This window comes from Stieleria sedimenti (assembly GCF_025060895.1).
In the GTDB taxonomy this organism is placed as follows: domain Bacteria; phylum Planctomycetota; class Planctomycetia; order Pirellulales; family Pirellulaceae; genus Stieleria; species Stieleria sedimenti.
In genome coordinates, this window is the sequence record NZ_JANZKV010000350.1 from 1 (window position 1) to 11,852 (window position 11,852).

At 53.9% G+C, this 11,852-nt stretch carries 11 protein-coding genes; 5 read left to right on the forward strand and 6 right to left on the reverse strand.

The window, feature by feature from the left end; translation table 11 throughout:
* Window positions 1–50: 50 nt before the first annotated feature.
* The 6 genes from NZK35_RS33450 to NZK35_RS33475 form a co-directional block, all read right to left on the reverse strand.
* A complete protein-coding gene (locus tag NZK35_RS33450) occupies window positions 51–632 on the reverse strand; it encodes a sigma-70 family RNA polymerase sigma factor (protein WP_259636878.1) in 582 nt (193 codons plus the stop codon).
* Between the two features lie 118 nt (window positions 633–750).
* Window positions 751–3,498 (reverse strand): serine/threonine protein kinase, encoded by a 2,748-nt coding sequence (locus NZK35_RS33455; protein WP_259636879.1) that lies wholly within the window; start codon window positions 3,496–3,498, stop codon window positions 751–753.
* 73 nt (window positions 3,499–3,571) lie between these two features.
* Window positions 3,572–4,168, reverse strand: a complete 597-nt coding sequence (locus NZK35_RS33460; RefSeq protein WP_259636880.1) for an ECF-type sigma factor — start codon at window positions 4,166–4,168, stop codon at window positions 3,572–3,574.
* Window positions 4,169–4,280: 112 nt separating this feature from the next.
* A complete protein-coding gene (locus tag NZK35_RS33465) occupies window positions 4,281–4,835 on the reverse strand; it encodes a hypothetical protein (protein ID WP_259636881.1) in 555 nt (184 codons plus the stop codon).
* A 195-nt stretch (window positions 4,836–5,030) separates the two neighbouring features.
* Window positions 5,031–5,456, reverse strand: a complete 426-nt coding sequence (locus NZK35_RS33470) for an ECF-type sigma factor (protein ID WP_259636882.1) — start codon at window positions 5,454–5,456, stop codon at window positions 5,031–5,033.
* 132 nt (window positions 5,457–5,588) lie between these two features.
* The gene (locus NZK35_RS33475) at window positions 5,589–5,774 is read right to left on the reverse strand and encodes a hypothetical protein (RefSeq protein ID WP_259636883.1); all 186 of its coding nucleotides are present in this window, start codon (window positions 5,772–5,774) and stop codon (window positions 5,589–5,591) included.
* A 400-nt stretch (window positions 5,775–6,174) separates the two neighbouring features.
* Between NZK35_RS33475 and NZK35_RS33480 the strand changes: the two genes are divergently transcribed.
* The 5 genes from NZK35_RS33480 (at window position 6,175) to NZK35_RS33500 (ending at window position 11,519) form a co-directional block, all read left to right on the forward strand.
* On the forward strand, window positions 6,175–6,657 hold the full coding sequence (locus NZK35_RS33480) for a hypothetical protein (RefSeq protein WP_259636884.1): 483 nt from the start codon (window positions 6,175–6,177) through the stop codon (window positions 6,655–6,657).
* Window positions 6,658–6,848: 191 nt separating this feature from the next.
* Window positions 6,849–7,421, forward strand: coding sequence for a DUF1579 domain-containing protein (locus tag NZK35_RS33485; protein WP_259636885.1), 573 nt, complete (start codon window positions 6,849–6,851; stop codon window positions 7,419–7,421).
* A 224-nt stretch (window positions 7,422–7,645) separates the two neighbouring features.
* A complete protein-coding gene (locus NZK35_RS33490; protein WP_259636886.1) occupies window positions 7,646–7,780 on the forward strand; it encodes a hypothetical protein in 135 nt (44 codons plus the stop codon).
* Window positions 7,781–7,854: 74 nt separating this feature from the next.
* On the forward strand, window positions 7,855–8,415 hold the full coding sequence (locus tag NZK35_RS33495) for an ECF-type sigma factor (protein ID WP_259636887.1): 561 nt from the start codon (window positions 7,855–7,857) through the stop codon (window positions 8,413–8,415).
* 98 nt (window positions 8,416–8,513) lie between these two features.
* Window positions 8,514–11,519 carry a serine/threonine protein kinase gene (locus tag NZK35_RS33500; protein WP_259636888.1) on the forward strand — a complete coding sequence of 1,002 codons (3,006 nt, stop codon included), beginning with the start codon at window positions 8,514–8,516 and terminating at the stop codon, window positions 11,517–11,519.
* Window positions 11,520–11,852: the final 333 nt, after the last annotated feature.

The window sequence follows — 11,852 nt, forward strand, 5'->3', positions numbered from 1 at the left end:
TACTATGCGAGATCCGGCGGATGACACCCCAGGAGATTTTCCAAATTCTTTTAGGTTGGTTCGTCCTTGCGACCGCCGGACATTTCCAGCTTCAGCCATGAGCGGGCGTAAGTCCAGTCGTTCTCAGCAGTTGAAGTCGAGACGCCAAGAGCTCTAGCTGCTTGAGCCACGGTCAACCCGGCGAAGAATCGCAGCTTCACCAATTCGGCTTTACGGGCGTCCTTCTGCTCCAGTTTCTGCAGGGCTTCGTCCAAACCAAGAACGTCGTCACAGGCCAAGGGCAGGAAGGCGGGTTCGATCGCGGGCTCCAGATCAACCCGCTGACGATCGCCGCCTTGTTTCAGCGATTGCTTGCGTCGAGCTCGTTCGATAAGGATACGCCGCATGGCCTCGGCCGCAGCAGCAAAGAAATGCCGGGAGTTATCCCACTGTTGCTGCTCCACCTGGCCGACCAAACGTAAGTAGGCTTCATGAACCAGCGCCGTAGCCTGCAGCGTCTGGCCAACCTTCTCCTGGGCCAGTTTGGCAGCGGCGAGTTTGCGTAACTCCTGATAGACCAGCGGCAACAGTTCTTCGGAGGCCGCTCGGTCTCCGGCTTCAATGCTTTCAATGATTCGTGTGACTTCGGTCATGGCTACTCCAACGCCACGCCATTCTAACCGCCCGTCACCGGACGGTGGATTTCGTCCGTTCGCTGGCATGGCCGGACGATCGAAACTGGCCGTTAGGAACTCTCGGTTGAGTGACTGCTTATGGTGTTTCGCTGGACGATGTCACTGGATCAGTGATCGGATTCCAGCGATTGGCCAATGCACGGGCCCAATGGTGTTCTGTGCTCTGTCCGCGCGACCGATTACATATTTCCAGCAGGCGAAGTGCTTCAGCGTCATTTCTCTTCGCGTATTCGAGCAGTGCCTTGATGTAATTCACCTGAAAGTATTCTTGTATTTGCTCTGGTTCGGGGTTGAGATCGAAATTCGGATCCGTGACGAATTGAAAGATCCCTTGATGAAGCTTCTCCGACCAGAGTTTTCCGTCAACCGATGAATCTTGCGTCCATTCTTTGCATCGCTGAGCCGCTTCGTCAGGCATCCGCAGAAGCAACATTAACTTTAAGAGATGATGTCGTATCACGGTCCGAGATGCGTCCGGCAATCTTAATTGCTCTTCAAGAATCGCTTGTGCTTCGTTGTGCCGTTCTGGATTCTGGGCAAGCACATAGGCCTGGGCAATCTTTGCCTGTGGATCTTCTGTTTCGAGCGTCAGAATCAACTCATCCAAATCGTCTTTGCCTTCTGAATAAAATTCGGACATCGCGCGTGATTGATAGAAAGCTCGACTGTCTAGCAATTCCTTCCATCCCGCTAGAGCCTTTTCGCGGTCGTTGATCAGGTCGTAGTAGCCCGCGACCATCAAAATGCCAGCGTCATAATCCTTGTGTTGCTCCAGGACGGAAACGATTTCGGAGGCCTTCTCCCGAATCGATTCCGGTGGAGGCTCATACAATCTTAGAGCCACCTCATGGACGAACTGTCCGACCATCAACACGAAGGGATTGCCAGGATACAATTTCAAGGGGACTTCAATCGCATCAAGTGCTCGCTTGAGCTTTGGACGCTCACCGGTGTCTTGAGCTGATTCGGCATAGGCAATCGCAAGCAGGACACGGGCAAGATGCCAATCAGGATGCTTGTTTAATAGACGTTCCAAGCCGACTGCGGCCGTGTCGAAATCCGAATACAACCTCGCATATTCGAGGAACAGCCGGTCAATGTCGACGAATTCTTCGCGCGGCATCCACTCGTCAAACGTGGACATCAACTGCTTCCATTTACTTACGTATCCATCGTGGAAGTAGGAGATGGCAAGCATTGACTTGGCAGCGATGTTGTCGGGATCCATCTTCACCGCCAACTCCAGTTTCTCGCGTGCCAGCGGATTGTTGCCAGTATGGAGCGCCCTTGCTCCTTCAAAGGTGAGAGCCCAGTCTTTCTTGAGCTGCGCGTAATCCGCTAATCGAATAATCTCTCCGAGCGATTCCGATTCACTTGTCAGGGTGTGATCAAATCCCCAGGCGATCAGCTGAGACCTTAAGGTTTCAAGAGCGCGTTCTTCACGATACCGGGCGGTCTCCGCATCTTGACGTGCATTCTCTGCTTCGTCCCTCGCATTTCGCGCTTCGTTACGTGCCGCGACTGCTTCGACGGTTAGCTTTCGTTGCTTATTCAGAGAGTACGACAAGGCTGCAAATGCGAATCCGATTGCGAGCAGAACCGAAGCCGCACTCGCCATCAGTCCTTTGTTTCTTCCGGCAAACTTCTTCAGTCGATAGATCGTGGACGGGGGTCTGGCCAGAATCGGTTCACCTTCCAAATACCGGCGTACATCCGAGGCGAAGCCGTTGGCGGTTTCGTACCGTCGACCGCGATCTTTATCCAACGCCTTCATCACGATCCAGTCCACATCGCCGCGAACGGATCGTCCCAGTCGGCTCACGTCGGTACCTCGCTTCTGCGAAACCTGTTCAGCATCACGGCCTAACGTGCTCAGTCGTGTACTTGGCTTGGGTGGTTGCTCCTCGCGAATCATCCTCAACACTTCATCCAGCGCCGCGGCACGCAAACGCTGGCGGTCGAGCGGTGGGCATCCGGTGAGCAGTTCATAGAGCAAGACGCCAAGGGAATAGATGTCGCTGCGAGTATCGATATCAAGCTGGTTGAATTGAGCTTGCTCAGGGCTCATGTACTCCACCGTTCCGATGACTTGACCGAATTGAGTAAACATCGTCTGTTGGGTCAATTCTTGATTGGTCGCTTTGGCCACCCCAAAGTCGATGACCTTGACGACCGGTTTGTCATCGAATTTGGCGACGAGAACATTCGATGGCTTCAGGTCTCGGTGGATAATCCCTTTGTGGTGAGCGTGTTGCACCGCCTGACACACATCGGTGAATAGGGCCAGCCTGTCTCGAGTGGGTAACTGGTGGTCATCGCAGTATTTGGTAATCGGTACGCCTTTGACCAGCTCCATCACGAAGTAGGGTCGACCCTGTTCCGTCGTGCCAGCGTCAAGCACTCTGGCAATGTTGGGATGATCCATCATCGCCAGCGCCTGACGCTCCGCCTCAAATCTCGCCATCACTTGCTTGGTGTCCATTCCCGGCTTAATGATCTTCAGCGCGACTCGGCGAGTGACCGGCTGGGTCTGCTTGGCCATGAAGACGGTGCCCATGCCGCCTTCCCCAATCTGTTGCAACAGTTTGTAGGGGCCGATCTGTTGGCCAATCTGCTGCGACGGCCTGTCCAGTTCAGCCGTCTCTCCAACCCGATCAAACAGGCTGTCTTTCTCGGCGTGCGCCTGCAACAGTCCCTCCACGTGGCCTCTGAGTTTGGCGTCTTCGCCGCACGCTTGATTGAGAAATGCTTCCCATGTTCCCGGCGAATGTTTTTCGACGGCTTCCAGGAAGATCGCTTTGGCGTTGTCTGAGATCGTGTTCATTGGGTGGTCCTCGAAATCTTGGTCTCCGCAGCGTGGGTTCACAGGGCAATGCGAAATACCGCCGGGAACTGTCTCAGGCTTTTTCAGACTTTTTCCCATCCTCGCCAGAATCGGCATCGCGTGCCAGTTGTGTCTTCAGCCATGCCCGTGCGTAAGTCCAATGACGATAAGCGGTGGCTCGCGACAGCCCCAGCAGCTTTCCGGCTTCCTCGACGGAGAAGTCGGCGAAGATCCGTAGCTTGACCAGTTCGGACGCTTCGGATTCGTCCTGGGCGAGAACGTCCAACGCGTCATTCAAAGCCAGGATCTCCTCGGGATCGCTCCGGGAGAGTAGATCACGATCGGACACTTCCACCCGAGCCATGCCGCCACCATACTTCTCCGCCTTCCGCCGCCGTGCCCGTTCGACCAGGATGCGCCGCATCGACTCAGCAGCGGCCGAAAAAAAATGCCCGCGTCCGTCCCACTGCTGCGGTGAGGTTTGATCCACCAGACGGACGTATGCCTCGTGCACCAGTGCCGTGGCTTGCAGCGTCTGCCCTGGCTGCTCATGCGCGAGCCGTGCCGCTGCAAGTTTACGAAGCTCATCATAAACCAGCGGCAGCAACTGCTCCGCAGCTACCGGGTCGCCGTGTTCGATCTGGTTCAGGATGGTGGTGACGTCGGTCATCGTATTGGGAGTATTCCGAGTCGCCTCAGTCCACTGTGACTAACAATCGAAATTAGCCACCAACGGCCGTGGTCATCAAAACGATCCTGCATCCCGCAGAAGATACGTTCGCTTAATCTTCCAATGGGCTGAGTCGTTTGTACACATCGTTGAGTGGGGCCAAATCCTTGCCGTCGAGTTTCGAGCTGCCCTTGATGGAGTGCGTCATGCGATCGCTAGAAAAAACGGTCTCGCCCTCCCCGGTCTGAACTCGCCCATCCGCCATCCCTCCGGATGTGATGCGCCAGCCAAAAACAAGGTCCGATTTCTTCCAGCAATGTCCGACCAGACTGCCACCGGAACTGCTGATCCACGTAAACCGAATCCTCTCGGCGGGTGCATCATAAAAGAAGAACTGCTTGATTTGTGAATTGCCCAAGTCTTGTTCTCGCTCAATGAGATTCTTGTCGGCGGACCATTTGTACTCCGTGTACGCGACGACTTTATCGCCCTTTCCCAGTTCCTCGCCCGGCCAATCGGCAATGAAAGTGATATCGCCAACCCAGCGGCCGACCTGCAATTTTCCCAACGCGACAAAGTCTTCGCGTGTTGCCGTCTCGTGGTGTTCAGCAACGGCAACGGTTGAAAGGGACAGAACCAACGCAGCGGCAGCAGTTTGACGTAACATAATTCGCACTCCTTGAGCATGACATCGAAAAGGCAGACGTCGCGAGTGTAGCAATCTTGCGCTGTGAATGTTGATTCAGCGACACATTCACGACCACTTTTGTCAGACGGGTTGGCCCACGGTCAGCCCGGCGAAGAACCGCAGTTTCACCAGTTCAGCTTTGCGAGCGTCCTTCTGCTCCAGTTTTCGCAGGGCTTAGTCCAAACCAAGAATATCGTCGCAAGCCAGGGGCAGGATGGAGGGGGCGATCACGGGCTCCAGATCAACCCGCTGTCGATCGCCGCCGTGCTTGCGCGATTTCCTGCGTCTAGCTCTCTCGATCAAGATACGGCGCATCGCCTCGGCAGCCGCCGCAAAGAAATGACGTGAGTTGTCCCACTGTGGCTGCTCCTCCTGCCCGACCAGACGAATGTACGCCTCGTGAACGAGTGCAGTCGCTTGCAGCGTCTGGCCCGGCTTTTCGTGCTTTAGTCGGGCAGCAGCCAGCTTCCGCAATTCCTCATACACCAAAAGCAGCAACTCGTCGGTTGCCGCGGCATTACCCGGTTCGATCTGTGCAAGAATCTGCGTTACGTCAGCCATAGGCACAGCATAGCGATCCGGCGTGGCCGTCTCCAGCATTTCAATCGGGGAGGCGTCTCCTGAAATGAGAACCGACGGCCATGCGTGCGTGGACGCACACAAACGTTGAATGACTCAGGATCTGCAGCTAGAAGCAACACTGCCGACGAATCGGCATTTCGAATTGACGCCTTACATGCAGAGCGCCGTCGCCGAATCGCCGTGTTCGATCTGTGCGAGAATCTGGGTGACGTCAGCCATAAGCCCAAGATAGTGATTCTGCACGGCCGTCTCCAGCATTTCAAACAAAGAGGCTTCCCTGGCATGAGAACCGGCAACCATGCGTGCGGAAGTGCACATCCGCAACGGCTGGCTCATTCAGATGTTGGAACTGAACACTGCCGACGAATCGGCGGACCCCAAAGACCGATTCACAGGCGTTTGGAAGAATCATGCTCGCCGGCTTTCACCGTGTTCGTTGGACCGTCCAGCTCGCACGAAGACGATCTGCACCGGCACTTCGGCCCACGCCAAAACTGTACCGCCGTTTCGGCGCAGTTTTGCCGGAATCAGGTCTGAGATTTTACGAAAACTGCGGCTAAGCGATTCTGCGAACTCGCGTCGGTCGATGCAACCGCGTGGAGTTGCGCATCGATTTGGCAGGGGAATGAAGGGCAGTTTCCAGGCCCGTAACTTTGTTGATCTCAACAATCGATAACGCAATACTATCTTGTCGACGTTACAGCGCTTCCGCTATCGCTTCACGGAGAATGAAATCATGTCAAGAATCGCGGTCGCTTGCCTGGCATTTACCATTGTCGCCACTGCCCCACCTGCCTTTGCACAAGAGCTCCATCAGGCTTGGTGGAAGTATTTGCAGGGTGAGTGGTCGTACGAAAACTCTGAATCCAGTGGAACGGTTGCCTATCGCTACGCCGCCAAGAAGAATGCTGTAGTCGCACGATTCGAGGATAAGGACGGGACTGTGTCAATTGAGCTTCTTGGTAGGGACGCTGCTTCAAAGACCGTAACGGCAACAGGATTCGGTTCGGACAGTGGCTCATGGAGGATCGAGTTTACTGAGCTTACGGCGGATGCAGGTGAAGGGTCGATGCGTACCGTGTCTGGCAATGGAAGTTCTGTTGAAGCACAATTTGAGATTAAGCAAACTGGGCCAAATGGGTTCGAGTGGACGTCAAACAGAAAAGACGGTGGCGGCGACACAGTAAAAAGGTGGGGTAAATTCAAAAGAAAGGGCTGAACGCGTCTCTTTCATGCCAGGTCAAGAACTGCGGTCCCTTTCAAATCAAATGGCGTTGGGACAAGTCGTGGCACACTTGGCCTCGTTGCCACGCTCCGTCGCAGGCCGATAGCGGGAGCAAGTGGTTGATTTGTGATTTTCATCTCGTAGTACTTCAGTTCGCTTCGAAAAGCAACCATAAGGAGCTCAGCGTGTCCAAGTTCGCAATCGTAATTGCCTCAACTATCGTCTACCTAATCGCCACCGTTTCCAATGCGCAAGATACCTCTCGCGCATATGAGCATCTCAAGGAGCTAGAAGTCTTCATCGGTGTTTGGGAAGGAAAGATGACTGTCCCCGAGGGTGCAAGACCATCCGAATCTCGTGGTGAAGTCGCTGGCCGCAAAGTCGCGCTATCGGAAACGGTTCGTTGGGCTCCGGGCAAATGTGGACAAGTCATTGATTACAAATGGCATATGGAGGGGCAACCACCAATTCTTGCCGTCTCACTACTGGGTTGGGATCAGGGGCGAAAACAAATCGTTTCCAATGATTACACAACAGAGACTGGCACTTGGTCGGGCATCTGGAAGAAAGAAGACGGCAAGTGGACTTGCACATACCAGGGCCTGAATCTGGATGGCACAAAATGCAGTGGAAAACGAGTTTACGCTTTTTCAAATGAAGATCACTACGTGATGCGAGATGTGAATCGAATTGAAGCTGGCGCGAAACAGCCTGATTTGCGATTTGAGTATTCCCGCAAGTCAAAGCCCCAGCGATGACGCTTGTGGTAAGAAGAACGTCGTCCGCTAAGGCCTGGTTCTGGGCAGTTCTCTCCGAAGCAATGGTGCGATACGCGCGACCCAAACAGCCTCGCTGCACGAAGAATTCGCTCTTAATGCAGCGGTGAGTTTGACCGACTCGCCGAAGCAGGAATCTGGTCATCGGAATCCAGGCTTCGATGCATTTTTTGCGCAATCTAGTCCGAGATTTCAAGGAATCTGCATTGAAGCTATCGAGCGAACTAGCGCAGGCCGATGCACCCGCTGTCACGATGGATTCTGCCAAATTTCTGGCGTTGTTGCTCGCCGAGGCATCAAAGACCGGTGCCGAACGGTGGACCGTACAGCCGTTGTCGTGATCTTCCAAAGGCTTCTCCAACTCTGGGATCGCAACTGATGGCATCCGCAATCTCGAAGCGTTAAGCTGATTTGGATGATCAATGTCACGCGTATTCTCTCCGAAATTGAACAGGGCGATCCGAGCGCAGCCGAACAGCTGTTGCCGCTAGTTTACGACGAACTCAGAAAGCTCGCGGCAGCCAAGCTGGCGAATGAGAAGCCGGGGCAAACCCTGCGAGCGACGGCGCTTGTACACGACGCCTATATCCGGCTCGTGGATGTGGAGAAGACGCAGCACTGGAACAGTCGGGGACATTTCTTCGGGGCGGCGGCGGAGGCGATGCGGCGAATCCTCGTTGATCAAGCAAGGCGGAAGAAAACGCTCAAGCATGGTGGCAGTCATCAGCGCGCTGATCTTTCCATCAACCACCCGGGAACCGAAGACCGCGTTCTCGACCTCGTGGCCCTCGACCAAGCGTTAGAGCAGATGGAAGCCGAGCGGCCCAGGCAAGCCGAACTAGTCAAATTGCGTTTTTTTGCGGGCCTTTCCGTAGATCAGGCCGCTGAAGCCCTCGGAGTTTCGCCATCGACCGCGGATACCGACTGGTCCTACGCAAAAGCCTGGCTCCGACTTGCGCTTGGGGGTGAAAAATAAATCTCGAAAAAAATCTCTCAACTCACTGGGCCCGGCCTGCCTTAATCTCGCACTGATTTGTGGTCGTACACTTTAACCGCAGAACTCGGGGAAATTCCATGTCGCTCACCCACCTCGACGAACACGAAATCTTTTCGGTCGCTGTCCACATTCAAGATCCCCAAGCACGGGAGGTTTATTTGGCGCAAGCCTGCGGGAACGACATGGCCTTATTTGACCGAGTCTCTTCGCTGGTTGCTACCAGTCAACGCGAGAGCAAATTTCTCGAAGAACCACCACCAGGGCTGCATCCCACAATTGACATCGGCAAATCCACCGAATTCGCCGGCAAGCAGATTGGGCGGTACAAGATCTTGCAAGAGATCGGCAAAGGAGGCTTTGGAGTTGTCTATATGGCCGAGCAATCGAAACCGGTTCGCCGAAAGGTTGCTTTGAAGATTATAAAGCCTGGTATGGATACTGATGAGGTGGTCGCCCGATTTGACGCTGAGCGACAAGCCTTAGCGCTCATGGACCATCCGAACATTGCCCGTGTTTTGGATGCGGGCGCTACCGACACAGGACATCCGTTCTTTGTCATGGAATTGGTCAAAGGTGTCAGCATCACTCAATATGCCGATGACAACAATCTTTCGACTCGCCAAAGACTTCAGCTTCTACAGAAAGTTTGCCGCGCCGTTCAGCACGCTCATCAAAAGGGGGTCATCCACCGCGACATCAAGCCCAGCAATGTTTTGATTACGTTGCACGATGGCGAACCTGTCCCAAAAGTCATTGACTTTGGCGTCGCAAAAGCGATCTCTCAACAGTTAACCGATAGGACTCTGTTTACGCGATTTGGACAAGTTATCGGCACCCCGCAATACATGTCACCGGAACAGGCGGAGATGAGTGGCTTGGATGTCGATACACGCAGCGATGTCTATTCCATCGGGGTGCTGATGTACGAAATGTTGGTTGGCCAGCCTCCCTTCGACGGCAAGCTATTGCAAAGTGCAAGTTTGGATGAGATGAGGCGCATGATTCGAGAAGAGGATCCAAGCGTTCCGTCCAACCTCATTCGAACGCTGGACGTCAATACCGCCACAACGGTAGCGACGCATCGTTCATGTGAGCGAGAATCACTTTGTCGCGAGCTGACTGGCGAACTCGACTGGATCACGATGAAAGCTCTAGAGAAGGACCGTAATCGCCGTTACGAAACGGCATCGGATCTCGCGGACGATATGCAACGACACTTTGATGGAGAAGCTGTAGAGGCTGGTCCCGTCACTTGGTCCTATCTGGCTCAGAAGATTTGGAATCGACATCAGCCCGCAATCTTGGGATTCGCCGCATGCAGCCTGGCGTTGATCATGGGGTTGCTGGTTGCGATTGGTGCGTTGATGCAAGTGAGCACGGCATTGGCCCAAGAGACTGCAGCCAAAACTGAAGCGGAAAAACAACGGGTTGTCGCCGTAACCGAAGCCAAAAACACCACGAGAACGCTCGAGTTGGTTCTTGAAATCCTTTCCATGTCGGGAGTCAATCCAGCTACCGGTAAGGAATATACAGTCAGCGAAGCCCTCGACCGGATCGGTGATCGCGTTGACGCTGGATTCGACTTGCAACCGGACACGGCTGCTGAGCTATGTCTCGGTCTTGCCCGCGCATTTCTGTCCACTGGGCAACGTGACCGAGCAGGGCGGAATTTTGATCGCGCTCTGGAATTGGGTCAGACCGCTGGTTGGAAACCAGACGATGAAAGGCTTGCCGAAGCGCGGCGGGAATCCGCCTACATGGCTCGCTCGATTGAGCGGCTCATGAAGGCCGCTGACAAGGACCGGAAAATCGACAACAAAATCCCCCTGAGGAAAACTCTCGTTCGATTAGGTTCTCTTGCCTACGATGAAAATCAATTGGAACTTGCCTATTCAGCGATCCAAGAAGCAAAAAACCTTTTTCCGGCCGACACGAATGATCTGAAGTTTGTCGATATACCTCATTTTATCCTGGCAGATGTAAAAGACACACATGGCAACTTCGACGAGGCTCAGAAGATCAGAGAATCAGGTGTTGAGTTATGTCGTTCTCTGTTCAGCGATAACGACGGTGAGTGGTTTCGAACAGCTCTTAGCTTGTCAAAAGCACGTGAATTTGCCGCCGCAGATCGAGCATTTTTCGTCGCAGGGAGTTGCGAACAAAAGGCAAGCGGATCCTGGATAAAGTTCCTTGGTCACCGGCTGAAAGATGTTGGGCACTTCGCCCTTGCGGACCGTGCATATGCCCTTGCTGCAAACGTCGCTGATCAGGGTCAAGATGTCATCGAGGAACAGATCAGGATTCTTGCAAGTCGCGCGCGGCTACGGTTTGCTGCTCACAATTTTACTGAAGCTGAATCTTACTACAAGCAAGCACTGAAAAAGATAGATGCTGCAGAGGCAGAGGACGAGACATCATTGATAGAACATTATTGGCCACGAATTGAGTATGCCTATCTTTTGTATGGTATTGGACGCGAGAAAGAGGGCGATGAGCAAATCAAGATTGCACTTGCGTTTGTGAAAAAACACACTGATGTCTTTAGGAATTCGCGACATCAGTACAACCGCCTTAAGTGCCTAACCCTGCTGGGAAGGAGTGACGAAATCCGGGACGAATTAATTGGCTTCCTGGGCAGGGATACGATTATCCCGGAGTCCCACAGCACTCTTATCTTTCACGTTGCTTGGCGCTCTCCAGATTTCGGACTCGGCGACATCAATACCATTGAACCACGAAAATTTGGATGCCTGAGTTGGCAACCGCACCAGGCAGCGTATTCACAATTCTTTGAAGATGCTTTCGTTCAGGAGCTTTCAGAGGTAGAGTCGGAGAACGCCGCTACTGATTTCCTTCGCAAACTGATTAAGAGGCGCGACGCTTTTCACCCAAGAACGCCGACAAGAGCTTGGACGCGAGTTCGATTGGCCAAAATTCTGCTTGCAAATTCATCAGGTAGGGAAGAAGCACGACGGCTGTTCCAGGAAGCGATCGAGATCTTGGAAACGCATCCATTCGTGCCTCATGACGAGATTAGAAAGCTGCTAGCGATGGCCGAATCGGCACAGGACGATGAAGACTGACCGATGCAATCGCCGTTCGATCGAATCCGGTCGTCCTAATCTCGCGACGGTTTACTGCAAGCGTTTTCAACATCTTCAAATTGCGAGCAAGCGGAGCGCCGGCCGGTCTTCAAAGCCGGAATTAGCTCGGTTAGGCGAAATCGTTGATCGTCGCTTTCGGCGCGGCGGTTGGACCATCCTCGTAAGCGCCCGAGGCGACCATTCGGTCAGGGTCTATTTTTCGAGGCGGGCGAGCCGGCGACGGAGGCCGCATTTTAGGCGATCCTTGAACTGCGGGAGGTGTGAGACACCGAAGCGGTTTCCGCGTCTTGCATGTAAGCGCCCGAGGAAACC

Excerpts from the sequence above, each read along its gene's own strand:
- NZK35_RS33480 (WP_259636884.1), top strand. The coding sequence starts at position 6,175 with ATGTCAAGAATCGCGGTCGCTTGCCTGGCATTTACCATTGTCGCCACT.
- NZK35_RS33495 (WP_259636887.1), top strand. The coding sequence starts at position 7,855 with ATGATCAATGTCACGCGTATTCTCTCCGAAATTGAACAGGGCGATCCG.
- NZK35_RS33465 (WP_259636881.1), bottom strand. The coding sequence starts at position 4,835 with ATGTTACGTCAAACTGCTGCCGCTGCGTTGGTTCTGTCCCTTTCAACC.
- NZK35_RS33450 (WP_259636878.1), bottom strand. The coding sequence starts at position 632 with ATGACCGAAGTCACACGAATCATTGAAAGCATTGAAGCCGGAGACCGA.
- NZK35_RS33460 (WP_259636880.1), bottom strand. The coding sequence starts at position 4,168 with ATGACCGACGTCACCACCATCCTGAACCAGATCGAACACGGCGACCCG.
- NZK35_RS33475 (WP_259636883.1), bottom strand. The coding sequence starts at position 5,774 with ATGAGCCAGCCGTTGCGGATGTGCACTTCCGCACGCATGGTTGCCGGT.
- NZK35_RS33500 (WP_259636888.1), top strand. The coding sequence starts at position 8,514 with ATGTCGCTCACCCACCTCGACGAACACGAAATCTTTTCGGTCGCTGTC.
- NZK35_RS33470 (WP_259636882.1), bottom strand. The coding sequence starts at position 5,456 with ATGCTGGAGACGGCCACGCCGGATCGCTATGCTGTGCCTATGGCTGAC.
- NZK35_RS33455 (WP_259636879.1), bottom strand. The coding sequence starts at position 3,498 with ATGAACACGATCTCAGACAACGCCAAAGCGATCTTCCTGGAAGCCGTC.